The sequence below is a fragment of the Gymnodinialimonas sp. genome (assembly GCF_059726805.1).
Map to the genome: position 1 here is coordinate 4,024,572 of NZ_AP041059.1, position 23,361 is coordinate 4,047,932.

A 23,361-nucleotide genomic window follows, 5' to 3' on the forward strand; every position below is an offset into this window, starting at 1 on the left:
GCCCGGGCGCGCCGTCCAGCCCCGAGCTTAATCGCCGCCACAAACCGCGCAATCGGCGCGGCGCTGCACGGCAATCACGCGGGTTTCCACGTGGAGTGCGTCGTAAATCAGCATCCGACCGCGCAGGCCCTCTCCAGCGCTTGTGATCTCCTTGATGACCTCCAGCGCCATCATCGACCCGATGATGCCCGGCAGCGCGCCGACCACGCCCGCCTCGGCGCAGGTCGCCGACAGTCCGGGCGCGGGCGCGTCCGGGAAAATGCAGGCCATACAGGGCGCGCCGCCTGCGGGATCATATAGGGTCACCTGCCCCTCCCATGCCGAAATCGCGCCCGCAATCAAGGGCCGTCCCGCCGCCACGGCGGCGCGGTTCACCATCTCGCGCACGGCGAAACTGTCGGTGCCGTCGACGATCAGGTCATATTCCGCGAACAGCCCTTCCGCGATATCTGCCGTCAGGGCCCGGTTGTAGGGCCGCACCTCGACATGGGGGTTCAGCGCTTTCATCGCGATTTCCGCCGAGAAGACCTTGGCCATGTCACTGCGCGCGTCGGTGTGGATCACTTGACGCTGCAGGTTCGACAGGCTGACCGTATCGTCATCAATCACCCCGATCCGCCCGACCCCCGCCGCCGCCAGGTACAACAACACCGGAGAGCCGAGGCCACCCGCCCCAATCACCAGCACGCTCGCGTTCTTCAGTGCCAACTGCCCGTCGCCACCGATGTCTGGCAGGGTGATGTGGCGCGCATAGCGCTCCAACTCCACGTCAAGGAAGGGGCCAGAGGGCGCCGGCGCTTCCGCCTCTCGCGCGGCCTCGATCCCCTCGGCGCGGCCCCGCAGGCGCACCAGCAGCGCGCGATAGGCCAGGACCAGCACCAAGGCGCCGCCCAACAGCAACCACAATGCGACCGAGCCGCCGGTCATTTCGCGCAACGGATGCCCGTCAGGCAACGCCAGTTGCACGGCCAGAACGGCCACGTAGAGGAGCCCCAGCATGTTCAGACGCGCCGCCACCGGCACCTTCATCACGTGGCCGATGCCCCAAAGGACCCCGGCAAGGATCAGAACGAATAGCATCAGCGCGTCCCCGTCGAGCCGAAGCCCCCCGCGCCCCGGTCCGTGGCATCCAAGGCGTCGACGACGTCAAATTCAGCCTGCACCACAGGTGCCACAACCGCCTGGGCAATCCGTGCGCCGTGGACGATCGCAAAAGGCTCCTGCCCCAGGTTGATCAGGATCACACCCAACGGACCGCGGTAATCTGCGTCGATGGTGCCGGGCGCATTGGCCAATGTCACACCATGCTTCAAAGCCAGGCCAGAGCGCGGCCTGATCTGCATCTCATACCCCTCCGGGATCGCCACACGCAGACCGGTCGGCACCAGAACCCGCGCGCCAGGCGCCAAAACGACCTCTTCGCGATGCTCAAAATTGGCACGCAGATCAGCCCCAGCCGCGCCCGCCGTGGCATAATTCGGCAGGGCAACCTCCGTGTCGGCCCATTCTTCTCGCATCACTTCGATCCGCACGCGCCGCTTCCTCTTTCATCTTGCCAGGAAAACTCAATCCCAACGCTATCAACCCGCACCAATCGTCTCCGCGATGCGCAGCGCCAGCCGCCGGGCGACCTCTTCCTTCGGCAATCTAGGCCACACGTCCGCGCCGTCATCATCAATCAGCACAATCGCGTTCTCTTGCCCGCCCATGATCCCCGTCGCGGCGGAGACATCATTGGCCACGATCCAGTCGCATCCCTTCCGCGCCCGCTTGGCAGTCGCGTTAGCGATCACGTCATCGGTTTCCGCAGCAAAGCCCACGACCAACCGGGGCCGCCCCTCGCCCATCTGCGACACCCCCGCCAAGATGTCCGGGTTCTCCGCGAACTCCAAAGCGGGCGCATTGCCCGAGCCATCCTTCTTCATCTTCGAGCCGCTGGCATTTTCCACCCGCCAATCGGCCACCGCAGCAGCAAAGACGGCCGCATCGGCGGGATGTGCAGCCTGAACCGCCGCCTGCATCTCACGCGCTGTCTCAACCTTCACGACGGCGACCCCCGCTGGGGGCGGAACATCCGCTGGTCCCGTCACAAACGTCACCCGTGCGCCCAGATCACGCAGCGCCGCTGCCATCGCCGTCCCCTGAGCCCCGGACGAGCGGTTCGCGATGTAGCGCACCGGATCAATCGGCTCATGGGTCGGGCCGGAGGTTACAATCACATGACGCCCCTTCAACGGGCCGTCACCCAATGCCGCCCCAATGGCGCCAATGATATCAGGCACCTCAGACATCCGGCCGGGGCCAAATTCGCCGCAGGCCATATTGCCCTCATCCGGACCTGCGACCATCACGCCATCGCCCTGCAACGCCGCGAGGTTTCTTTGGGTCGCCGGATGTTCCCACATCCGCACATTCATCGAGGGCGCAATCAGCACGCGTTTGTCGGTGGCCATCAGCAGCGTTGAGGCCAGATCGTTCGCATGCCCCCCCGCCATCTTGGCCATCAGATCCGCCGTCGCAGGCGCAACCACGACCAGATCCGCCGCGCGCGACAGTTCGATATGCCCCATCTCGGCTTCGTCAGTCAGGTCAAACAGATCGCGGTAGACCTTCTGCGCCGCCAAAGCAGACACCGACAGCGGCGTCACGAACTCCTCCGCCGCTTTCGTCAGCACCGGCACGACCACAGCCCCCTCATCGCGCAGACGCCGGATCAGGTCCAAAGACTTGAAGGCCGCGATCCCGCCGCCGATGATCAGAAGTATCCGCTTGCCTGTCAGCATGTCCGTCCCCGCGCTAAAGCGCCCACACGGTAGGCGCGCCGCCCGCGCCCTTCAATCGGAAAAGGCGGGCGGCAGTGTCATGCAACTGCGCGGGTCGCGCATCGGCGCGTTCAGATGCAGGAGGCGCTCCATCGTCATGCCGGGTTGGGCCAGAACCATCGTGACGCAGGCCCGTTCGATGGGGTAGGAACCGAAGCGGTCCCGCGGCAAGGCTTCGCCCGCCATCGCAGCCGCCATCAACGCAGGCTCGGCCAGGCCCAGGGCGGCGACATCCGGCATGCCTTCCCGCACCCAATGCGGCGTGCGCAGGAACCGGATCCGGCCCAGTTCCTCTGCGTGGCGCAAATGGGTCATTTCGTGCACAAGGTAATAGGTCAAATCGCGCGGATCTGGGATCGGGCCTTCGCTGCCGATAAGTCGCCCGGCCTCCAGGTCGACGTCACGCAGAAACATCATCTGCGTCGACAGGATCGGATAGGTCAAACCGCCGGCCCAAAGAGCGGGCCGGAAGAACACCTGGTGCCGCCATCCGCGGCCCCCGGTCACATACACGTCGATCTGGTGGTCCGGCTGCCCAAACGGCGTGTCCTGCATGGCGGCCCAGGCCTCGGCGCCCGCGCGCAGGGCGGCCTCTTGGGACAGGGGTTCCGTGGCGTGGAACATGATCCGCCCGTCCCCGGCGGAATGGGCAAAGGCAAGCTGCGGCGCGGACATCAGCGTTGAGATCGCCGCCACGACGAACACGCAGACGCCCCCGACCAGAAGGGCGAGGGCGTTGACGATCTTGTTGGTTTTCCGCGATGCCATCCCGTCCATGTGGGACGGCTTGGTCCCAGTGTGAAGGGGTTATTCGGACACAATCATGCTGGACATCCTTTCGACCGACGCGCCGGAGGGCGGCGAAACCATCAGCGTGACGACAAAAAGACCGGCCAGAAGCGCCAGGGGCGCGTGGTAAATCAAACGGCGAGGAATGACCGAACCTCCTTCGATTGAGCTTCCAGCGTCTTGCGCATTTTGGCGAAGGCGGCGGCCTCAAGCTGGCGCACACGCTCTTTCGAGAGGCCCAGTTCCGTGCCCAGGCTTTCCAGCGTCCGGGGATCTTCGCGCAGCTTCCGCTCGCGGACGATGAAACGCTCGCGCTCGTTGAGGGCATTCATCGAAGCAATCAACCATTCGCGCAACTGCGCGGTGTCATGGGAGTGCTCCACGATGTGTTCGGCCTGCTCGCCGTCATCTTCCAGCGTGTCGATCCATTCGCGGCCTTCGTCCTCGGCAGATTGGGTGGCGTTGAGCGAATAGTCCGACCCCGACAGGCGGCCTTCCATCATCTCCACATCATGCAGCGGCACGCCCACTTCGGTGGCGATCATCTGGCGCAACTGATGCTTGTCCAGCGTCTCGCCGGTCTTCATCGCTTCGCGCTCCAGCCGGGCCTGAACACGGCGCATGTTGAAGAAGAGGGACTTCTGGGAAGACGTGGATCCAGTGCGCACCATCGACCAGTTGCGCATCACATGGTCCTGGATGCTCGCCTTGATCCACCACACGGCATAGGTCGAAAAGCGCACGCCACGGTCCGGGTCAAACTTGTCGGCGGCCTTCATCAGGCCAAGGCCTGCTTCCTGGATCAGGTCGTTCATCGGCGCGCCGTAACGCTTGAACTTTGCCGCCATCGAAATGGCCAACCGCATGTAGGCCGTCACGAGGCGGTGCAGGCTTTCCTCGCACCGTTCGTCGCGCCAGGCATAGGCCAGCCGCAACTCCGTTTCTGCATCCAACAACTCCGCCTTCATCGCGCGACGTGACAGGTTGTGTTCTCCACCCATATCAAATGCCATAACGACCCCCGGTTTTCTTACTCTGTTTCGAGACGCGTTTACCGCGCGTTCATATGTGTTACGCAGGGTTCAACCGTTTGGATCACACGTAGGGACATAAAATTGCGCCTGCCCCCCCTCAGCCTTGTTCTTGGTGGTGCCTCCAGCGGCAAATCCGCCTTTGCCGAACGCATGGTGCGCCAGTGTGGCTTGGCCAAAGTCTACATCGCCACCGCCGAGGCCCATGACGGCGAGATGAATGAGAAAATTGCCGCGCACCGTGCGAAACGTTCAGGTCACGGGTGGCGCACCATGGAAGCGCCCCATGAAACCGCCAACGCCTTGGCCAGGATTGAGGCCGGAGAGGTCGTGCTGCTGGATTGCATCTCCTTCTGGCTGACAAACCTGATGATCGACGACGGTGATTGGGATGAAGAGCTGGAGACCTTGCTGGATGTGCTGATCCAGATGCGCGCCCCGGTTGTGCTGGTCAGCAACGACGTATCGGGCGGTGTCGTGCCCGAGAACGCGCTGGCCCGCGCGTTTCAACGCGCCCAGGGCGAGGTGAACCAACGGCTCGCGGCGCAAGCCGATCTTGTGGTCCATGTGACAGCCGGTCTGCCCCATGTGCTGAAGGGGAAACCGCAGCTTGATGATGTGGATGACCCTTGGTGAGACGCCTCTTCCTGATCCGCCACGGGCCGACCCACCAGACGGTCTTCACCGGCTGGCGCGATGTTCCTGCGGACCTGTCGGACACCGCCGCCGTGGCGCGGATGCGGGATCACCTGCCGCTCGGCGCGCCAATCGTCTCGTCCGACTTGATCCGCTGCGTTGCCACCGCAGATGCCATCGCCGGGGACCGCCCGCGCCTGCCCCACGACGCCGACCTGCGCGAGTTCGATTTCGGGGTTTGGGACGGCATGGGGTTCGAGGCCGTGGGCGAGCGCGACCCGATCCTGAGCCGCGCCTTCTGGGATGATCCCGGCGACGTGACACCGCCGGGCGGTGAAAGTTGGAACGACGTGGCAAGACGCGTGGGGGCCGCGATTGCGCGTCATATGGCGGCGCAGCAGGGTGATCTGATCGTCGTGGCGCATTTTGGCACGATCCTCTGCCAGATCGGTGCGCTGATCGGACAGGACCCCAAAGCAATGATCGCCCAGAAGATTGACCCGCTTTCGGTGTCCGAGCTGCACTTCGACGGGGCGGAATGGGCGTTGGCGTCCGTCAACCATAACCCGTGATCAAGGACGTTGATCAGCGGCCTTGATCTCCTCCATCAGAGCCTTTCAATTGACGCCGCCAGCGCCCCGCGCCTAACTGCCGCCATGACATATGATCTTCTTATCGGACAGCAGTCCTACTCCAGCTGGTCCCTGCGCGGCTGGCTGTGCTTCGCCCCTTTCGACATCCCGGTAGACCTCCACAAGGTGGAGATCTATGGCGACACGTTCTACGAGGACGTCGCAGCCTTCGGCGCGGCGCGCACCGTGCCCGCCGCACGCACGCCTGAGGGCGGGATGCTGACGGATTCCATGGCCATCCTTTGGCATGTGTCGCAAACCTTCGCGGATCGGGGCGTCATGCCTGCGGATGCCGTGGAGAAGGCAGAAGCCATGTCGATCATCGCCGAGATGCATGATGGTTTCAAAGCCCTGCGCGCCGCCTGCCCCGTGAACCTGCGCACCGCCTGGGCCGGGTTTGAGCCCTCCGATGCCGTCCTGGCCGACGTCGCCCGGTTTGAGGATATCATGGCGCGTGCCATTAACCGCTCCGGCGGGCCGTTCCTCTACGGCAACTTCACGCTCGCCGATGCCTTCTACGCGCCCCTGGCCACGCGGCTTTTGACCTATGGGCTGCCGATGTCTGACACCGCGCAGGCCTATGCCAAGGCCATCGTGACCCACCCGTCCTTCGTCGAATGGCGCACCGCGGGCATGAAGGAAACGCAAGAAATCGCCAAGTACGACCAAGCGCCCTTAAAGCGGGTCCCGTTTCCGACCTTTGATTAGCATTTTCCGGGTGCCGTTAACCATTCGCTAACCGTTATGGCGACAGGGTTGGTTGCATGTTTGAAGCTGCCAGCCCAGATGCCCTCGCCCTGACCCACACCGTGGCGTTCGAGGGCCTTGATGCCCGCCGGGTCGAGGTGCAATGCGCCGTCACCGCAGGCTTGCCGGGCTTCGCCATCGTCGGCCTGCCCGACAAGGCCGTGTCCGAGGCGCGCGAGCGGGTGCGCACGGCCTTGCAAGCCATGGCCATCGCTCTTCCGTCGCGCCGGATCACCGTGAACCTGTCACCGGCCGATATCCCGAAGGAGGGATCTCACTTCGATCTGCCGATTGCCTTGGCCCTGTTGGCGGCCCTTGGGATCTTACCGAAAGAGCGGGTGGAGGGCGCGTTGTCCCTGGGCGAGCTATCCCTCAACGGGCGTTTGGTATCCGTTCTGGGCGCGTTACCTGCGGCTTTGGCGGCGGGAGAGGACAACCGCACGCTGCTCTGCCCGTTGGGCTGCGGCGCCGAGGCGGCCTGGGTCGGGGCCACGCCCGTCTTTGCAGCGGCGTCCCTGGGCGATCTGATCGCGCACCTCACTGATCGCGCACCGCTTGAGCCTGCAAAACCCGGCGAGGTTGCCGCCGACCCCGGCCCGAAATGCCTGTCAGAAGTGCGCGGCCAGGAACGGGCGAAACGGGCAATGGAGATTGCAGCGGCGGGGCGGCACCACCTGCTGATGGTGGGCTCGCCGGGCTCCGGCAAATCGATGCTGGCCGCTCGGTTACCCGGCATCCTGCCGGCTCTGTCGGCCGCAGAGGCGCTAGAGACGTCGATGATCCATTCCCTTTCGGGCCTTCTGGACGAAGGCGGCATTTCGCGGACGCGGCCCTACCGGGCGCCCCACCATACGGCGTCCATGCCCGCAATCGTCGGCGGCGGACGCGGCGCGAAACCTGGAGAGATCAGCCTGGCCCACAACGGCGTTCTGTTCCTGGATGAGCTGCCAGAATACCCCGGCATTATGGAGCAAGCTCACCAAATAAGGTTATAGACTAACCGCATATGGTGATGTACTTTCACGCCATGAAAGATTGTATCGAATACGAACGCCCGAACACTGTATCGGGCCTTGTCGCAAAGCACGCTGAGCTATCCGCGCTGCGCGACCGCTACAAGGCTGAGATTAAGAAGCTGACGGTGGACATAGACCACCTGGACGCCTCTATCCGACTGTTTGATCCAGACGCCGACACTTACGCCATAAAGGAATATGTGGTGAAGCACCGCGCCCAGAAGGGAAGTGTTAAGCGTTTTGTTCTAGGGTGTTTCCGCGACAGTGCGAAGCCGCTCACGTCTCGCCAGATTACTGAGGCGTGGGCGGCTGACAGGGGCCTTGCGGTTGACGAGGCCACCCTGAGCATACTGCGTAAGCGCATTGGGGCCTGTATAAAGTCCTGCGTGAACCAAGGTCTGATCGAAGACGTGGGCTGGACCAAAGATCACGGCGAGAACGGGCCGTACAAACTGTGGAAATTGAAAGAGGGCGACCAATGAGCCGCCCTCTCCATTTCTTACGCCGCTACCGGGAAGTCGTCCGGCAAGTCGTTTGCAGGCGGCACGTTCGGGTGCAAGCGCCCCTTCATCACGTCCGCGATGCGGCCTTGGTTAATCACCAGATAGCTGGCGATAATCGAGTAGTTGATCTTCAAAGCTCTTGCGAGTTTGATGATCGCTGCCATTTCGGCAGTCACTTTTCGGTCTTTCATAGCCTTATTTCCTTGGCTGTGACCGATCTGCGGTTGACGGATTCACCGAAATGAACCATCGTTCAATTGTTGTATTGTCCGCATCACGGTCAATGAATGTTGAGAGACCGGGGCGACTGCCCCGATCCCCTTAAGCCCCATCTGCTCGACGCTCGAACGCCTTGCAGATGGGCACCTCTATATTTGCCCCATCTTCATAACCCCCGCTGGTTGGCCCAAATGTTGTGGGTCTGGCAGTGAGTTACACCATAGGCGATTCCAATCGACGGTCAAGCATCTGATTGCCCCAATGCGCTATCTAATTGCTTGCGGTGAATGCTCGTGATACGAGTGCAGAAGAAGCATTCATGGTGGAGCGCAGCAATGACCCAGAAACATAGTCCGGCCTATCCAAATTTTCCGCTTGAGAAAGCCATCCAAATGGCATCACAAGTATTTGAAAAAGATAGAAAAAATGAGATCGATCGAGAAGTTGCCGCGCAACACATCGGGTACAGTGGGCTAAGCGGCGCGGCGGGAAAGAGTTTGGCGACGCTTGCTCACTACGGACTTGTTGAAAAGGCTGGCAAGGGGCAACTTCGTGTAACGCAAGTGCTGGTGGATATCCTTCATCCAGATAGCGAAGATGATCGCCGGGAGGCCCTCAGAACGGCGGGCTTGCAGCCTGTTGTGTTTCAGCAGATCAGAGACCGATTCCCGGACGGAACGCCATCCGAGGCCGCTCTAAAATCATGGCTAATGAGAGAGGAGTTTCTCGATCGCGCTATCAATCCGGTCGCAAAGGCTTACTTAGAAACCGCGCGATACATGGAGCATTCCGGCGCATTCGAAAGTGATGGCGTCCATGGCCCAGATGGCCCAGAATCGGAGGTGAAGATTGAAAATATGGAGAATAATCAAGTGATTGCCTCACATTCAACCACCATTCAGCCCGCCGCTGCGCCAGTTCCTGACGAGTTGAACAAGATCAATGCTCAAATCACAGGAGATACCGTTCAGGTTTCCGCCCTATTGGACCTTGAGGGTCTTACTAAGCTTGAGAAGAAGATTGCCGCTCTTAAAGACTTTCTTTCAAGTTAGGCTCGCCGCTGCCAGTACCCGCACCAGCGGCGTGACTGAGGCGCGGCGGCTACAGCGCCCATCACCATCGCGAATTGGTGGCCATTGGCCTCACGACGGCAATCTTCACGCCATGCCATTTCAGAGGCGTAGAGGTCCAGATACTTGCCCGCGATGTGGTGGTGAGTCCCAACCTCAGCGCGGCGCAGGCGGCTAAAGAAGCTTTCCGCCATGTTGGTGCAGGCTCCGTCCTTGGAATACGCCTCTTGGTGGTTGATGCGCTTTATCGGGAAGTAAGCGGCCAGCTTATCCCAATGGGAGGCTTCATCAGCGTGAACCGTTGCACCATGTTCAACGTTGGCTGCGACGTGTGCCACGCCTTCCGCTTCCGTTGCGGTGATGTAGGTGCGGGTGATGCCACCACGCTCACGGGTGACGATAACGCTTTGGCGCTTGCCGGACTGGTGGGCTTTCTTTCGGCGGTCCTTGCGATCTTTCTTTTCGTTGGCAGGCTTCACGTAGCCACCAAAGTAGGCCCCATCTACCTCAACATTGCCAGACAGCGCGCCCTTGTCGCGGGCAAGCTCTATGCTTTCACGCACCTTATGCAGAAGCACGAACGCGGTCTTATAATCGACTGCAAGATCACGAGATAGTTGCAGAGCGCTGTAGCCCTTCGCGCCATTTATGAAGATCGCGATCGCTGCGAGAATGTCGCGTACTGCCAGCTTGCGGCTGGCGAAGATCGTGCCGGACGTGATGCTGTATTGCTTGGAGCAACCCTTACACTTGTAAACTTGGCGGGTCGCCAGGTCATAGGCGTCCATGCAGCCACACTTGGGGCAATAAGGCTCACCATCGGTATCGGCCCAACGGATATTGCGGAACGCCGCCCGTGCTTCATCGTCGGACATGCGCATAACCTTGACTAGCGAGAGGGTCTTGGCGGCAGGTGAGAGTAGGAAGTGTTGAGACATGATACTAACCTTATTTGGTGAGTATGTTATGCCAGTGGACAGAATCTCCGTCAACACTTATATTCACCATATACGGTGAAACAATAGGTGCCGAATGAATGTTATGGATAAGGCCTCGCGGCCTGCCCCGCCAAAACCGACCCCCCGTAAGGAAAGTCCAGTAAACAAGGCGTTTCAAGACAAAGCCAAGGATCTGGTTCGCTCGGCTATGGCTGATCAAGGGGTGACTGTAGAAGAGCTTACGCGTCGTCTCTCGGCCATAGGTGTGGATATGAGCTCAGGCGGCGTGGCGAACAAGATAAGCCGTGGTGGCTTTAGCGCTGCATTCTTGCTTCAATGCATGAAGGCATTAGGCGTGGAGATCACACTCCAGTAGCCTCAACTTGCAAAGCAAGGTTCTTGTTTCTACTTGAGCACAGTTAAGTAAAATTTTACACATCAGTTGATGAAATGAGTCGGAATTGACCAAAAAAGCCATATTTGTTTACCAAATGTGACGTAATTGACAAGACAATGGGAGTATGGATGTGAGACTAGCCCTTGATACATACCGAGACGTTATTTCCGGTGACCCTGACCGGAGAACGCATGCAGTATTCACTTTTGTGATCTGGTTTGCCGCCGGGGGTTTTCTGCTGTCCTCACTTAGCTCGTACGTTGATTTGCTGGAATCCACTGCTTCAACAGTCGTGGGTGCCGCTGCTGTGTCCGCAATAGTTGCCGCTATCAAACTAAGTTAAGCAACTAGAAGTGCTGGAAGGGCCTTGGGCTTGGGTCGCATGCATCGAGGCGTCTATCGCTGTTGCGGCCATCGCAATAATTTTTCTGGTTAAGAAGGGCTACCATCGCGACACGAAAGGCGCGATCACGCGACGAAGGCTGGCTAGCGTTTTAGGCCTAGCGGCCTCGTCATACACATTCATGGTATGCGTTGTCGCACAGCTGTTGTTCCGCGGCGAGCCTGGAGTTTCAGACCTGATCAGGAATGGATTTGGCGATGAACGCATAGCGTGGTTGCTGTTTCTCGTGACGGCGGACCAGGTCTTTCGCCTGTGGGATGAGTATCGGCCAATTAACGGTTAGTCTATAACCTTATTTGGTGAGCTTGCTCCATAATGCCGGAATACCCTCGCGCGGTGCTGGAAACCCTGCGCCAGCCGATTGAGACGTGCGATGTCGTGGTCGCGCGCGCCAATGCCCATGTGACCTACCCGTGCCGCTTCCTGCTGATCGCCGCGGCAAACCCCTGCCGTTGTGGCAACCTTTACGACGCGGACGCCGCGTGCAATCGCGCGCCGATCTGCGGACAGGATTACATGGGCAAGATCTCCGGCCCCCTTATGGACCGCTTCGATCTGCGGCTCGAAGTGCCCCCGGTGGCCTATTCGGATCTCGACCTGCCGGCCTCTGGCGAGACCAGCGCGGTGATCGCAACGCGTGTTGCACGGGCGCGCGAGGTGCAGGCGGCGCGCTTCTCTGCGCTTGGTGTGCCCGCGCGGGTCAATGCCGATGCGGAAGGCGCGTTGCTGGATGAAATCGCAACGCCCGATGCCGAAGGCAAGGCCCTGCTCCTGCAAGCGGCCGACAGGTTCAAGCTGACGGCGCGGGGGTATCACCGCGTTCTGCGTCTCGCCCGCACCATTGCGGATCTTGAAGGGGATGAGACCGTAAGCACCCCGCACATTGCCGAGGCCGTCGGGTATCGCCTAATCGGCGCGCGCGAGGTCTAGGGCAGCGCGGATAAACACCGCCGCTTTAGCGATCGCCTCACGGGATTCGGGCACGGCGGCGCCGAACACCTGCCAGGTATGCGGCGCGTGGGGCCAGCTTTGCACCTCCACCCTGCCTCCAGCGCTGCGTAACACCTGGACCATGCGCAGGGCGTCGTCGCGCAGAATTTCGGTTTCGGCGAATTGGATCAGCGTTGGCGCTGGGTCCTCGAAGGTCGCGAAAAGCGGCGACAGGCGCGGGTCGGTCAGGTCAGCGTCGCCTGCTGCGAAGCCGATCAGATCCGGCAAGCGTTCCGCGGGCAACAGGACGTCGCGACGCGCGTTCTCGACCATCGACGCGCCGGACCCGGTCAAATCGGTCCAGGGGCAGAAGGCAACGCAGGCCGCCGGGCGCAAGCCCTCGGCGCCCAGTTCGGCCATCAACGACAGCGCCATGCCTCCGCCCGCGCTGTCACCGGCCAGGACGATGTCTGACGGGGCAAGGTCCTCGGTGATCAATTGATCCCAGGCGCGGCGGGCATCATCTTGGGCCGCAGGCAGTAAAAACTCTGGCCCCAAGGCGTAGTCCGGCACCACGACGCGACAGCCTGAGCGGCGACACAGCGTTCGGATCAACGCGATATGGGATTGCGGCGAGCCCACGATGAAGCCGCCGCCGTGGAAGTAGAGCACCACGCCCTTGCCGCCCGCCTCGGGCGCCACGATCCGGCGGGGCGGCGTGCCGGGCTCATCCCGCTGGATCAGCCCACGCCCGCGGCCCCCAAACAACGTGCCGACGATTTCAAAATCCTTACGCTGGCTGCCGGGTTTCTGGACATAGCGCAGCCGCGTTTTGCCGATCATCCGGCACCCGAAGTTCAGCAGCAACAGCCGCAGGCTCATGCCTTGGCTTTCGCTTCAATCGCCTCCCAGATCTTGGCGGCGATGTTGACGCCGTCGAACCGCTCCAGCTCTTGGATGCCGGTGGGCGAGGTCACATTGATCTCGGTCAGCCAACCGCCGATCACGTCGATGCCCACAAAAATCTGGCCCATTTCCTTGAGGCGCGGGCCGATGATGGCGCAAATCTCACGCTCGCGCTCGGTCAAGGCCGTCGGCTCCGGGCGCCCGCCCACGTGCATGTTCGAGCGGACTTCGCCTTTGGCGGGCACACGGTTGATGCCGCCAACGGGCTCTCCATCCACCAGGATCACCCGTTTGTCGCCCGCGGAGACATCGGGCAGGAATTTCTGCATGATCAACGGCTCTCGATTAATGCCGGTGAACAGCTCATGCAGCGAGTTGAGGTTGCGATCCTCCCGCGTCAGACGAAACACGCCCGCACCGCCGTTGCCGTAAAGCGGCTTTAGAATGACGTCGCCGTGGTCTTCCTTGAACGTCTTCAGTATGTCGATGTCGCGGGCAATCATTGTGGGCGGCGTGAGGTCGGGATAGTCGAGGACCATCAGTTTCTCGGGCACATTGCGGACCCAAAACGAGTCGTTCACGATCAAAACCTGCCCGCGCAACCGGTCAAGCAGATGGGTGGTGGTGATGTAGCCCATGTCAAAAGGCGGGTCTTGGCGCAGCCAGATGGCGTCAACACTGGCCAAATCCACGATCTCGGGCGCCTGCGCTGTCACGTGATCGCCCTTGACCCGCTGCACCGTGATCCGCCGCGCCCGGGCGTAAACCTTGTCTTCGCGGTAAAACAGATCATCCGGGGTGTAGACGATCAGTTCGTGGCCCCGCGCTTGGGCTTCTTCCGCCAGGCGGAAAGACGAATCCGCATCGATATCCACGTCCTCGATCGGATCCATTTGAAATGCGATCAGCATGTCTGCCCCTCCGGTTCTGTTCTCTCCACTACTTGGCGTGGCAAACCTTCCGGTGCAATGGCAGATCGGAGCTGTTCAGGCGGCGAGGGCGTTCACGATCACGTCGAACCGGCCCTGGCCATCAATCAGCGCCACGTCGAACCGCATGGGCGTCGCAAGACCCTTCGGGAAAGAGCCAAGGCAGTGCTCCGCCGAGCGCAAGAGCCGTCCAATTTGTCGCTTCGAGAGGGCTGCTGCCGCCTGCGCATGGGTGCGAGAGGCTTTCACTTCCACGAAAATCACCTCGCCGTCCTTTTCCATGACAAGATCGATTTCGCCCGCAGGGCCGCGCCAGCGGCGCGCCACGAGCCTGTGGCCGTGATCAAGGTAGACGCGCAGCGCGCAATCCTCGGCGGCCTTGCCCTTCAGGTAAGAAAGTTGTCCTTTCAGCCGCCGTTTTTCAGCTGAAGGCCCAGTTGATACACGTCCCGCTTGGACATCCCCAGCGCGTCCGCCACCTGGGCAGAGGCCGCCTTCAGGGGCATCGTGTCCATCGCCGTTCGCAGGGCCGCTTCCACGTCCTGCGCCGAGGGTGCCTGGGCTACGGCGCGGCCAATCACCACCACGATTTCGCCCTTCAAGACCCTGTCCTGCAGTTGGTCGCGGACCTGCCCACAGGTTCCGCGAACCACCTCTTCGAAACGTTTGGTCAATTCCCGGCAAATCGCCACCTCTCGGTCATCCCCCAACATCTCGCACAATTCACCTAACAATCGGTGAACGCGTTTCGGGCTTTCATAGGCGATCACTGTGGCACCTGCCGCATCAAGCCCGGTGATCCACTTCGCCCGTGCCCCCGCCTGGCTTGGCGCAAAACCCACGAACAGGAAGCGGTCCGAGGCAAGGCCTGAAACGGTGAGGGCCGCCAGTGCCGCCGAGGGGCCAGGGGCCGAGAACACCGCGAAGCCTGCGTCAATCGCCGCGCGCCCCAATTGGTAACCGGGATCGGCCACCAAGGGCGTGCCGGCCTCGGACACATAGGCGACCGACAGGCCCTTTTCCAAAGCGCCGAGGATACGGGGCCGGGCCTCGGCGCCGTTATGGTCGTGATAGGGGATCATCGGGCGCCCGTTCACGGGAACCCCGTGGATTTCCATCAGCTTGCGTGCGGTGCGGGTGTCTTCTGCGGCGATCACATCTGCCGACCGCAAGACATCCAGGGCCCGCAGGGTGATATCGCGGGCCGAGCCGATTGGCGTGGCCACAAAATGTAGGCCCGGCGCCACTGAATGCGCCACGCTCATGGGCGTGCCTCCGCCGGAGCTGACGTTTGCGTGATCTGCGCCATTGCCTTGCGAGGGCAATCCGGTCCATTAGCCGTGCCGAGGGCAAATCGGCTCTGGCTGCCACGTTTACTTGAACGGTTAATCGCCGTAGCGTGCATTCGCGGGCCTCCCGCCACGTCTATCTATGTTACGCCTCAAGGGGAGGGCCTACGTTCTATGGTTTCCGGTTTCAGCATTCTTCGCAACCCAGCTCGTATTCTGACGGCCCTTCTTTTGTCTCTGGTCCTGACAGCTTGCCAGATCGGCGGTGGCCCGATCGGCCTGGGTGCCGGTCCCCGTGTCGGCCAAACCGTTCAGGTCGCCATGCTTCTGCCCGTCAGCGGCTCGGGCGGGGACGCGCTTTTGTCCCGCAGCCTGGAGAACGCGGCGCGGCTCGCGGCGTCAGACGTCGCGGCCAATGCAACGATTGAAATCACCGTCTACGACACCGCGGGCAATGCCGCGACCGCTGCCACGCGCGCGCAAGAGGCCGTCTCGGCCGGGGCTGACGTCATTGTCGGGCCACTGCGCTCGGACGCTGCGGCTGCCGTGGGCGTTGCCGTCGCAAACTCCAACGTGGCGGTGCTCAGCTTCTCCAACAACACCGAGATTGCGGGCGGCAACGTGCTGGTTCTGGGCTATACGTTCGCCAATACCGCCAACCGCATCGTCGGCTATTCGGCCAGCCAGGGCCGGGGAAATATCGTTCTGGTTCATGCCAGCAACCTTGCCGGTGAAGTCGCCCGCGACGCCGTGCGCACGGCCGCTGCCCGTTCGGGCGCGACGATTGCCGCCACCATCCCTTACGAGTTCAGCCAGATCGGCGTTGTGAACGTCGTGCCGGACGTCACCTCTGCCGTGCGCTCGGGCGGTGCAAATGCTGTGTTGCTGACATCCGACAGTGCCGGCGCCCTGCCGCTTTTCGCGCAACTGCTGCCAGAGAACGGGCTCAACACCTCGGCGGTGCAGTTGATGGGTCTGACCCGCTGGGACGTGCCCCCGGCGACACTGGAATTCTCCGGCCTGCAAGGTGGGTGGTTCACCCTGCCTGATCCCGCCGCCGCCACTGCCTTCAACAGCCGCTATGCTGCCGTCAACGGGGGCGCGCCCCATGCCCTTGGCGGGCTGGGATACGACGCGATCCGTGCGATTGCCGCCGCTGCCCCCTCGGGTCGCATGGGCACCGTCGACCTGGTCGCAGCGGGCCAGATCGACGGCGCGGGCGGTGCGTTCCGCTTCCTCAACGATGGCACAATCGAGCGTGCTTTGGCCGTGGCCGAGATCGTCAACCAACAGGTGAGTGTCATTGACCCTGCCCCAAGACGTCTTGGCGGTGTCGGTTTCTGACCGCGCACCTGCCCAAAACCAAAACCCCAGCCTCTCTGCCGCGTCTTCCCCGGGCACGCTTCTGCTGCCCGGCGACGCGATCATTGATCAAGCGGCCCTGGCCGCGCGGCTAGACGCAGCCTGCACCCAGGCCAGCGGTTCCGCCGCGATCCGCGCCGCAGCCGTTGCGGAACTCTCCAAAGCGCAAGAACACGGCCGTGCCGCCCTGGCAGAGGCTGTCGCGGCGCAACCCCTCGCCGCACGCCGCGCGACCCGGTCCTATGCCTTCTTGACCGATGCCCTTGTGATCGAGGTCTTGCGCGTCGCCCAAACCTACCTGCACCCCACCAACATCCAGTCCGAGGCCGAGCGGATTGCTGTCATGGCCGTCGGCGGCTATGGCCGCGCCGAAATGGCGCCGTCCTCTGACGTGGATCTGCTGTTTCTGTGTCCTTGGAAAGTCACGGGCAAAGTCGAGTCGATCATCGAATCCACGCTCTACATGTTGTGGGATCTGCGCCTGAAGGTCGGGCATTCCTCGCGCACCATCAAGGATTGCCTGCGCCTGGGGCGCGAAGATTACACCATCCGCACCACCTTCCTGGAGATGCGCCACCTCAGCGGCGACGCCGCGCTGGCGGCTGAATTGCAGGACACCCTGCGCGCACAGCTTTTCAATGGCACCATCGGCGAATTCATCGAGGCGAAACTGGAAGAGCGCGCCAATCGCCACAAGAAACAGGGCGGCCAGCGCTACATGCTGGAGCCTAACGTGAAGGAAGGCAAAGGCGGCTTGCGGGACCTGCAAACGCTGTACTGGATCGCCAAATATGAACATGGCGTGGTGAAAGCGGGCGAGTTGGTCGAGCTCAATGTCTTCCGGCCAGAGGAATTTGCCGCCTTTGACGCCGCCGAACGCTTTGTCTGGGCCGTGCGCTGCCACCTGCACCTGATCGCCGGGCGCGCACAGGACTTGCTGTCCTTCGACATGCAGGTCGAAGTGGCGCAGCGGCTCGGATATGAGGACCACTCGGGTCGCCGCGCGGTCGAACACTTCATGCAGGATTACTTCCGCCACGCCACCATGGTCGGTGAGTTGACGCGGATCTTTTTGACAGGGCTGGAGGCGCGCCACGTCAAACAAGCCCCTGCCATCTTCGGGTTCCTGCGCGGACGCTCGCGCCGCAAGAAGTTGAAACCGGGGTATGTCGTGTCACAAAACCGGCTCGACATTGCCGAGCCAGAGACGTTCTTTGACGATTCCCTCAACATCCTGCGCCTGTTCGAAGAGGGCCTGCGCACCGGTTATTTGATCCACCCCAATGCGATGCGAGAGGTCTCGGCAAGGCTGGACCTGATCGACGACGCAATGCGCACGGACCGCGAGGCCAACCGCATCTTCCTTGACGTGATGCTGAAGCACGGCAACCCGGAACGCGGCCTGCGGCGGATGAACGAATTGGGCGTTCTGGCCGCCTTCCTGCCGGAATTCGCGCCCATCGTGGCGATGATGCAGTTCAACATGTATCACAGCTACACGGTGGATGAGCACACCATTCAGGTCGTCTCCACCCTCGCGCAGATCGAGCGGGAAGAGCTGCTGGAAGAACTGCCGCTGGTCTCGGGCATCCTCAAGCGCGGCGTGAACCGCAAGGTGCTGTTCCTCGCCTGCCTGTTGCACGACATCGGCAAGGGCCGGAACGAGGATCACTCCATTCTGGGCGCCCGCATGGCACGTACGATTTGCCCGCGACTTGGCCTGAAGCCAGCGGAATGCGAGACTGTTGAATGGCTCGTGCGCTACCACCTTCTGATGTCCGACATGGCCCAGAAGCGGGATATCGCGGACCCGCGCACGGTGCGGGACTTCGCTAAGGCCGTGAAAACCCGCGAGCGGCTGGACCTGCTCTGCGTGCTGACGGTCTGCGACATTCGCGGCGTCGGCCCAAACACCTGGAACAACTGGAAGGCGACGCTTCTGCGCTCGCTCCACCGGTCCACCGCCATGGCGCTGGAGACGGGCCTTGAGGATCTCAACCGCGGGCAGTTGGAGGGTGAGGCCAAGAAGCGTCTGCGCGAGGCGCTCAGCGATTGGACGAAACCCGCGATCAAGGCCGAAGTCGACCGCCACTACGGCCCCTATTGGCAGGGCCTCGACCTCGGCACTCAGGTGGCCTTCGCCAAGATGCTGAGCGGCCTCAAAGATGATGAGATCAAGATCGACACCAAGCAGGATGAAGACCGCGACGCCACGCGAGTTTGCTTCGCACTGGCCGATCACCCGGGCATCCTCACCCGCCTGTCGGGCGCCCTGTCGCTGGTTGGCGCCAACGTCGTTGACGCGCGCACCTACACCTCCAAGGACGGCTACGCCACGGCGGTGTTCTGGGTGCAGGACCGTGAGGGCGCCCCGTTCGAGAAGGCACGCCTGCCGCGCCTGACGACGATGATCCGCAAAACCCTGAAGGGGGAGGTCGTCGCCTCGGAAGCGATGGAGAAGCGCGACAAGATCAAAAAGCGCGAGCGTCCCTTTAACGTGCCGACCACGATCACCTTCGACAACGACGGGTCCGAGATCTACACGATCATCGAGGTTGATACCCGCGACCGTCCGGGCCTGCTGTATGACCTGACGAAAACCCTGGCCGCGTCGAATATCTACATCGCCTCGGCCACCATCGCGACCTACGGTGTGCAGGTCGTGGACACCTTCTACGTCAAGGATATGTTCGGCCTGAAACTGCATTCCGAGGGCAAGCGCGATGCGCTGGAACGCAAGCTGCGCGACGCCATCGCGCGGGTCGCGGAACGGGCCGGAGCATGAGCGAGACCGACCCCTTCCACGTCCCGCCTCGGCCCCCCGGCGGCCCAAAATCGACCGCGCCAAAGCCGATCCGCCTGATTGCGGGCTTCTTCACGGTCGGCTTCTGGACCATGGCCAGCCGCATACTGGGCTTCGTGCGCGATATCCTGATTGCGGCGTTCCTGGGATCCGGCCCCGTGGCGCAGGCCTTTCTGGTGGCGTTTTCCCTGCCCAACATGTTCCGCCGGTTCTTCGCCGAGGGGGCCTTCAACACCGCCTTCGTGCCGCTGTTCTCCAAAAAGGTGGAGGGCGGCGATGACGCGCAGGGCTTTGCGCAGGATGCCTTTTCCGGGCTCGCCTCCATCCTGATCCTGCTCACGGTTGTTGCCATGGTCGCAATGCCCGCGCTGGTCCTGGCCATGGCCAGCGGCTTTGTGGGGGACGCGCGGTTCACGCTGGCGGTGGACTTCGGGCGGATCGCCTTTGTCTACATCGTGTTCATCTCATTGGCGGCGCTGTTCTCGGGCATGCTCAACGCGATTGGCCGTTTCGCCGCCGCCGCTGCCGCGCCGATCCTGCTCAACATCATCCTCGTGGGCGTGATGCTGGCCGTCTACTGGACGGCCCCGGACGGCAAGATGACCAATATCACCGACCCGGCCGAGGCCTATGGCCGGGCCCTGTCCTGGGGCGTGCCAATTGCGGGCGTGGCGCAAATGGCGCTGGTGTGGTTCGCGGTCACGCGCGCGGGCTACAAGATCAGGCCCCGCCTGCCGCGCCTGACGCCGGACATGCGCAAACTGGCCGTGATCGCCTTGCCCGCCATGCTGGCGGGCGGTGTCGTGCAGGTGAACTTGCTGGTGGGCCGCCAGGTCGCAAGCTTCTTTGACGGCGCGATCGCCTGGCTCAGCTTCGCGGACCGGCTTTATCAACTGCCGCTTGGCGTTGTTGGCATCGCCATTGGCATCGTGCTGCTCCCCGATCTGTCGCGCCGCCTGCGCGCGGGCGATACTGAAGGCGGCCGCCACGCCCTGTCGCGCGCCGGAGAGCTGGCGATGGCCCTGACCATTCCCGCCGCCGTGGCCCTGATGGTGATCCCGGTGCCGTTGATCTCGGTCCTGTTTCAGCGCGGTGAGTTCACCGCAGACGACACCGCCGCCACCGCTCTGGCCCTGACGGTCTACGCGATGGGATTGCCCGCGTTCGTGCTGCAAAAGGTGCTGCAACCGGTCTATTTTGCCCGCGAAGACACGCGCAGCCCGTTCCGCTTTGCGCTGGTGGCCATGGTCGTCAACGCGGTGGTGGCCATTGGGCTCGCCTCGGCCATCGGGTTCCTGGGGGCCGCCATCGGCACTACGGTCGCCGCCTGGATCATGGTGGGCCTTCTGTCGCGGGGCCGCGCGGGCCTGGGCGATGTGGCGCAGTTCGATGACCGTTTCCGCGCCCGGATCTGGCGCATCTGCGCCGCAGCCATCGCCATGGGCATCGTGCTTGTCGGCGCCGAGCTGTTGATCGGCCCCTTCCTGGGCGAGCCGGGCCTGCGCTACCTGGCCTTGGCGCTTCTGGTGGCGCTTGGCATCGTCAGCTACTTCGGTTTTGCGCGCCTTTTCGGGGCGTTCAGCCTAAGCGAGCTGCGCGGCACCATGCGCGGGCGCTGAGCGCTCACATCGGTCGCAACGTGCCCGAGTAGCGATCCAGGTTCCCCGTGGAGCCGTAGAAATTCAGCCCCACTGAAGTGCCGCGCACGGCAATGTCGAGGCAATCTTCCTCGTCCGCCGCGCGCAGCGCACCGCCCGCATCGGGGATGGCAAAGGTCGTGCAGAACTGCCCCTGCGGGCTGACGCGCCAAAGCACCCAATTCTCTTGCACTTCGTCGCCCTCAAACGCGTTGAACCGGATCCGCGCCGCGCCACTGTCGAAAAGGTGCAGGGTCACGGTTTCCCCGGTCGGGGTCTGGGCATCATCGTAGCCGCGCAGGCTCATCACCTGGCCTGTCAGCTGCGCGCGCAGCTCGTCTGCGCTTTGCGCCGCAACTGGCCCCGCCAGAAGCGCGGCCAATGCCGCCCATACCAAGTGTTTCATGTTCTTTCCTCTCACCGCTGCCGCATCCGGGCCAGCACTCTGCTCCAACCCCCGGGGCTGACGACAAACGACAAGACAAGGCCCGTCACAAACCCCGAGAAATCCGCTACGACGTTGCCGAACTCACCGTTCAGAAGGCCGAACAGCAGTTGAATAGCCAATAGCGCCCCGATCAAGGCGAAGGCGCGGAATTGGCCCGAGCCCTGGGCCTCGGCCCGCATCCACATCAAAAACGTGAACGCGCCGATCAGCCCGTAGACGCCGGGATAGCCGCCCACCAATGGATACTCACTGTCCATCAGGACGACAAACCCCAGGGCGCCCATGATGGCCGAGATCCAGAAGACAGCAAGGAAGGCCAGCACGGAGTAAACCTCTGCCACCATCTTGCCGAGGGCAAGGATGAACACGACCACGAAAGCGGCATGGACAAAGCTGCCGTGGATCAACGGATAGGCGATGAAGCGCACCAAATGCTCTGTCGGGAATTGACCGGTGTCGATCATCCAGTCCCACACGGCGTTCAGAACGGAATAATCCTGGATCGCGGCCAGACGCCAGCCGATCCCGCCTTGTCCGCCAAGCATGCCTGCCGTGGCGGCCTGGAACATCATCTCCAGCCCGAAAATCACGACCGCCAGGGCAATGACCACCGGCGGAAGCGCGTTGAATGGCGAGACGTTGTGCTGATCCATGGACGCGGGCCTTTGGTTGACGATCCTGGTCCCCATGGGTAAGCCCGTCGGCGCTAAATGGCCAGTGGGGCCAGCGCATTTCAAGGACCAAGCCAATGGCCGAGACCCAGTTCACCCCCCGCGTTTTCTCGGGCATTCAACCCTCGGGCGGATTGACCCTCGGCAACTATCTGGGCGCCATCAAGCGGTTCGTGGAGATGCAGGATGCAGGCACCCACGAGACGGTCTATTGCATGGTCGATCTTCATGCGATCACGGCACGCCTGCTGCCACCAGAGGAGCTGCGCAACAACACCCGCGAGCTATGCGCAGGTTTCATCGCAAGCGGGATCGACCCCGAGAAATCCATCCTGATCAACCAGTCCCAAGTGCCCGAGCACGCGCAGTTGGCGTGGATCTTCAACTGTATCGCGCGGATGGGTTGGATGGGCCGCATGACCCAGTGGAAGGACAAATCCGGCAAGGACGCGGAAGGCGCGTCCCTGGGCCTCTTCGCCTATCCTGCCCTGATGGCTGCCGATATCCTGCTCTACCACGCCACCCATGTGCCGGTCGGCGATGACCAGAAGCAGCATCTGGAGCTGACCCGCGACATCGCTGCGAAGTTCAACCACGACTACGGCGTGGACTTCTTCCCGATCACCGAACCGGTGATCGAAGGTGCCGCCACACGGGTGATGAACCTGCAAGACGGCACCAAGAAGATGTCGAAGTCCGACCCGGTGGAAAAGACGCGCATCAACATGACCGATGACGCCGATGCCATCGCGAAGAAGATCCGCAAGGCCAAGACAGACCCCGACCCCTTGCCTGACGCGGTCGACGGGCTGGCGGAGCGTCCGGACGCCCGCAACCTGGTGAACATTTATGCCGCGCTGGGGGATATCACGCCGCAAGCGGTGCTAGATGAGCATGCAGGCGCGATGTTTGGTCACTTCAAGGTCGCCCTGGCGGACCTGGCCGTGGCCAAGCTGGCACCGATCTCGGGCGAGATGTCCCGCCTGATGGACGACCCGGCCGAAATTGATCGCATCTTGGGCCGCGGCGCAGAGCGCGCGCGGGAGATCACCGTGCCGATTCTGGAGCAGACCTACGACATCATCGGTATGCTGCGCAGCTGATCTGAATTGAGCGCAAAAGCGCACATCTCTGTGCGTCGGTGCGATATTGTGCTGATGCGCACAGAGACATAGGTGACGCT

Annotated in this window: 23 protein-coding genes and 2 pseudogenes; 12 read left to right on the forward strand and 13 right to left on the reverse strand. The window is 62.4% G+C overall.

The annotated features are described in order from the left end of the window. Positions 1-27 precede the first annotated feature (27 nt). The 5 genes from AC6I9R_RS19605 to AC6I9R_RS19625 form a co-directional block, all read right to left on the reverse strand. Complete coding sequence (locus AC6I9R_RS19605; protein ID WP_461428452.1) at positions 28-1,080, reverse strand: HesA/MoeB/ThiF family protein; 1,053 nt, start codon at positions 1,078-1,080, stop codon at positions 28-30. After that, complete coding sequence (gene dut / locus AC6I9R_RS19610; protein WP_461428451.1) at positions 1,080-1,532, reverse strand: dUTP diphosphatase; 453 nt, start codon at positions 1,530-1,532, stop codon at positions 1,080-1,082. The genes AC6I9R_RS19605 and dut overlap by 1 nt, the downstream gene beginning before the upstream one ends. 48 nt (positions 1,533-1,580) lie before the next feature. Further along, positions 1,581-2,783 (reverse strand): bifunctional phosphopantothenoylcysteine decarboxylase/phosphopantothenate--cysteine ligase CoaBC, encoded by a 1,203-nt coding sequence (gene coaBC, locus AC6I9R_RS19615; protein ID WP_461428450.1) that lies wholly within the window; start codon positions 2,781-2,783, stop codon positions 1,581-1,583. 51 nt (positions 2,784-2,834) lie between these two features. After that, positions 2,835-3,590 carry a hypothetical protein gene (locus tag AC6I9R_RS19620; RefSeq protein ID WP_461428449.1) on the reverse strand — a complete coding sequence of 252 codons (756 nt, stop codon included), beginning with the start codon at positions 3,588-3,590 and terminating at the stop codon, positions 2,835-2,837. A gap of 152 nt (positions 3,591-3,742) precedes the next feature. Then, positions 3,743-4,624, reverse strand: coding sequence for an RNA polymerase factor sigma-32 (locus tag AC6I9R_RS19625; protein ID WP_461428448.1), 882 nt, complete (start codon positions 4,622-4,624; stop codon positions 3,743-3,745). A 102-nt stretch (positions 4,625-4,726) separates the two neighbouring features. Here AC6I9R_RS19625 and cobU point away from each other — a divergent pair, with 102 nt between their 5' ends. The 5 genes and pseudogenes from cobU (at position 4,727) to AC6I9R_RS19650 (ending at position 8,155) form a co-directional block, all read left to right on the forward strand. Then, positions 4,727-5,278, forward strand: a complete 552-nt coding sequence (gene cobU / locus AC6I9R_RS19630) for a bifunctional adenosylcobinamide kinase/adenosylcobinamide-phosphate guanylyltransferase (RefSeq protein WP_461428447.1) — start codon at positions 4,727-4,729, stop codon at positions 5,276-5,278. Continuing rightward, a complete protein-coding gene (locus AC6I9R_RS19635) occupies positions 5,275-5,850 on the forward strand; it encodes a histidine phosphatase family protein (protein WP_461428446.1) in 576 nt (191 codons plus the stop codon). Before cobU ends, AC6I9R_RS19635 begins: the two co-directional genes overlap by 4 nt. 84 nt (positions 5,851-5,934) lie before the next feature. Further along, entirely contained in the window at positions 5,935-6,618 is a 684-nt protein-coding gene (locus AC6I9R_RS19640) for a glutathione S-transferase (protein WP_461428445.1), read from the forward strand. 56 nt (positions 6,619-6,674) lie between these two features. Then, positions 6,675-7,616: pseudogene (locus tag AC6I9R_RS19645) on the forward strand (YifB family Mg chelatase-like AAA ATPase); the annotation flags it as partial. A gap of 68 nt (positions 7,617-7,684) precedes the next feature. Then, entirely contained in the window at positions 7,685-8,155 is a 471-nt protein-coding gene (locus AC6I9R_RS19650) for a hypothetical protein (RefSeq protein ID WP_461428444.1), read from the forward strand. Positions 8,156-8,172: 17 nt separating this feature from the next. On the opposite strand, the gene AC6I9R_RS19655 is transcribed toward AC6I9R_RS19650, so the two are convergent. Continuing rightward, the gene (locus AC6I9R_RS19655) at positions 8,173-8,367 is read right to left on the reverse strand and encodes a hypothetical protein (RefSeq protein ID WP_461428443.1); all 195 of its coding nucleotides are present in this window, start codon (positions 8,365-8,367) and stop codon (positions 8,173-8,175) included. Positions 8,368-8,730: 363 nt separating this feature from the next. Here AC6I9R_RS19655 and AC6I9R_RS19660 point away from each other — a divergent pair, with 363 nt between their 5' ends. Further along, positions 8,731-9,447 (forward strand): hypothetical protein, encoded by a 717-nt coding sequence (locus AC6I9R_RS19660; RefSeq protein ID WP_461428442.1) that lies wholly within the window; start codon positions 8,731-8,733, stop codon positions 9,445-9,447. On the opposite strand, the gene AC6I9R_RS19665 is transcribed toward AC6I9R_RS19660, so the two are convergent. After that, entirely contained in the window at positions 9,444-10,403 is a 960-nt protein-coding gene (locus AC6I9R_RS19665) for an IS1595 family transposase (RefSeq protein ID WP_461428441.1), read from the reverse strand. The genes AC6I9R_RS19660 and AC6I9R_RS19665 overlap by 4 nt on opposite strands. 103 nt (positions 10,404-10,506) lie before the next feature. On the opposite strand from AC6I9R_RS19665, the gene AC6I9R_RS19670 reads away from it, so the two are divergent. Together AC6I9R_RS19670 and AC6I9R_RS19675 are read left to right on the forward strand one after the other, a co-directional pair. Further along, positions 10,507-10,779, forward strand: a complete 273-nt coding sequence (locus tag AC6I9R_RS19670) for a DUF6471 domain-containing protein (protein WP_497863020.1) — start codon at positions 10,507-10,509, stop codon at positions 10,777-10,779. Positions 10,780-11,521: 742 nt separating this feature from the next. After that, a pseudogene (locus tag AC6I9R_RS19675) lies at positions 11,522-12,133 on the forward strand (ATP-binding protein); the annotation flags it as partial. Here AC6I9R_RS19675 and AC6I9R_RS19680 read toward each other — a convergent pair. From AC6I9R_RS19680 to rsmI, 4 genes are all read right to left on the reverse strand, one after another. Further along, positions 12,110-13,015, reverse strand: coding sequence for an alpha/beta hydrolase (locus tag AC6I9R_RS19680; RefSeq protein ID WP_461428439.1), 906 nt, complete (start codon positions 13,013-13,015; stop codon positions 12,110-12,112). The pseudogene AC6I9R_RS19675 and the gene AC6I9R_RS19680 sit on opposite strands and share 24 nt — an antisense overlap. Further along, a complete protein-coding gene (gene gshB, locus AC6I9R_RS19685) occupies positions 13,012-13,950 on the reverse strand; it encodes a glutathione synthase (RefSeq protein WP_461428438.1) in 939 nt (312 codons plus the stop codon). Before gshB ends, AC6I9R_RS19680 begins: the two co-directional genes overlap by 4 nt. Before the next feature lie 75 nt (positions 13,951-14,025). Further along, positions 14,026-14,379 (reverse strand): YraN family protein, encoded by a 354-nt coding sequence (locus tag AC6I9R_RS19690; RefSeq protein ID WP_497863117.1) that lies wholly within the window; start codon positions 14,377-14,379, stop codon positions 14,026-14,028. Continuing rightward, the gene (rsmI, locus tag AC6I9R_RS19695; RefSeq protein ID WP_461428437.1) at positions 14,376-15,233 is read right to left on the reverse strand and encodes a 16S rRNA (cytidine(1402)-2'-O)-methyltransferase; all 858 of its coding nucleotides are present in this window, start codon (positions 15,231-15,233) and stop codon (positions 14,376-14,378) included. Before rsmI ends, AC6I9R_RS19690 begins: the two co-directional genes overlap by 4 nt. A 255-nt stretch (positions 15,234-15,488) precedes the next feature. Between rsmI and AC6I9R_RS19700 the strand changes: the two genes are divergently transcribed. The 3 genes from AC6I9R_RS19700 to murJ are packed head-to-tail and all read left to right on the forward strand — an operon-like array spanning position 15,489 to position 21,041. Further along, positions 15,489-16,601 carry a penicillin-binding protein activator gene (locus AC6I9R_RS19700; RefSeq protein ID WP_461428436.1) on the forward strand — a complete coding sequence of 371 codons (1,113 nt, stop codon included), beginning with the start codon at positions 15,489-15,491 and terminating at the stop codon, positions 16,599-16,601. Further along, complete coding sequence (locus tag AC6I9R_RS19705; protein ID WP_461428435.1) at positions 16,561-19,404, forward strand: [protein-PII] uridylyltransferase; 2,844 nt, start codon at positions 16,561-16,563, stop codon at positions 19,402-19,404. Before AC6I9R_RS19700 ends, AC6I9R_RS19705 begins: the two co-directional genes overlap by 41 nt. Further along, positions 19,401-21,041, forward strand: a complete 1,641-nt coding sequence (murJ, locus tag AC6I9R_RS19710) for a murein biosynthesis integral membrane protein MurJ (protein WP_461428434.1) — start codon at positions 19,401-19,403, stop codon at positions 21,039-21,041. Before AC6I9R_RS19705 ends, murJ begins: the two co-directional genes overlap by 4 nt. Positions 21,042-21,045: 4 nt before the next feature. Here murJ and AC6I9R_RS19715 read toward each other — a convergent pair whose 3' ends face one another. Together AC6I9R_RS19715 and AC6I9R_RS19720 are read right to left on the reverse strand one after the other, a co-directional pair. Further along, the gene (locus AC6I9R_RS19715; RefSeq protein ID WP_461428433.1) at positions 21,046-21,465 is read right to left on the reverse strand and encodes a hypothetical protein; all 420 of its coding nucleotides are present in this window, start codon (positions 21,463-21,465) and stop codon (positions 21,046-21,048) included. Between the two features lie 11 nt (positions 21,466-21,476). Beyond that, positions 21,477-22,160 carry a rhomboid family intramembrane serine protease gene (locus AC6I9R_RS19720; RefSeq protein ID WP_461428432.1) on the reverse strand — a complete coding sequence of 228 codons (684 nt, stop codon included), beginning with the start codon at positions 22,158-22,160 and terminating at the stop codon, positions 21,477-21,479. 95 nt (positions 22,161-22,255) lie between these two features. Here AC6I9R_RS19720 and trpS point away from each other — a divergent pair, with 95 nt between their 5' ends. Then, positions 22,256-23,281 carry a tryptophan--tRNA ligase gene (gene trpS, locus AC6I9R_RS19725; RefSeq protein WP_461428431.1) on the forward strand — a complete coding sequence of 342 codons (1,026 nt, stop codon included), beginning with the start codon at positions 22,256-22,258 and terminating at the stop codon, positions 23,279-23,281. Positions 23,282-23,361 lie beyond the last annotated feature (80 nt).

Coding starts and splice junctions, on each gene's coding strand:
- gshB (WP_461428438.1), bottom strand. CDS start 13,950: ATGCTGATCGCATTTCAAATGGATCCGATCGAGGACGTGGATATCGAT.
- AC6I9R_RS19625 (WP_461428448.1), bottom strand. CDS start 4,624: ATGGCATTTGATATGGGTGGAGAACACAACCTGTCACGTCGCGCGATG.
- AC6I9R_RS19715 (WP_461428433.1), bottom strand. CDS start 21,465: ATGAAACACTTGGTATGGGCGGCATTGGCCGCGCTTCTGGCGGGGCCA.
- trpS (WP_461428431.1), top strand. CDS start 22,256: ATGGCCGAGACCCAGTTCACCCCCCGCGTTTTCTCGGGCATTCAACCC.
- AC6I9R_RS19680 (WP_461428439.1), bottom strand. CDS start 13,015: ATGAGCCTGCGGCTGTTGCTGCTGAACTTCGGGTGCCGGATGATCGGC.
- AC6I9R_RS19620 (WP_461428449.1), bottom strand. CDS start 3,590: ATGGCATCGCGGAAAACCAACAAGATCGTCAACGCCCTCGCCCTTCTG.
- rsmI (WP_461428437.1), bottom strand. CDS start 15,233: ATGAGCGTGGCGCATTCAGTGGCGCCGGGCCTACATTTTGTGGCCACG.
- AC6I9R_RS19660 (WP_461428442.1), top strand. CDS start 8,731: ATGACCCAGAAACATAGTCCGGCCTATCCAAATTTTCCGCTTGAGAAA.
- AC6I9R_RS19605 (WP_461428452.1), bottom strand. CDS start 1,080: ATGCTATTCGTTCTGATCCTTGCCGGGGTCCTTTGGGGCATCGGCCAC.
- AC6I9R_RS19720 (WP_461428432.1), bottom strand. CDS start 22,160: ATGGATCAGCACAACGTCTCGCCATTCAACGCGCTTCCGCCGGTGGTC.
- AC6I9R_RS19665 (WP_461428441.1), bottom strand. CDS start 10,403: ATGTCTCAACACTTCCTACTCTCACCTGCCGCCAAGACCCTCTCGCTA.
- coaBC (WP_461428450.1), bottom strand. CDS start 2,783: ATGCTGACAGGCAAGCGGATACTTCTGATCATCGGCGGCGGGATCGCG.
- AC6I9R_RS19640 (WP_461428445.1), top strand. CDS start 5,935: ATGACATATGATCTTCTTATCGGACAGCAGTCCTACTCCAGCTGGTCC.
- AC6I9R_RS19670 (WP_497863020.1), top strand. CDS start 10,507: ATGGATAAGGCCTCGCGGCCTGCCCCGCCAAAACCGACCCCCCGTAAG.
- AC6I9R_RS19655 (WP_461428443.1), bottom strand. CDS start 8,367: ATGAAAGACCGAAAAGTGACTGCCGAAATGGCAGCGATCATCAAACTC.
- AC6I9R_RS19650 (WP_461428444.1), top strand. CDS start 7,685: ATGAAAGATTGTATCGAATACGAACGCCCGAACACTGTATCGGGCCTT.
- murJ (WP_461428434.1), top strand. CDS start 19,401: ATGAGCGAGACCGACCCCTTCCACGTCCCGCCTCGGCCCCCCGGCGGC.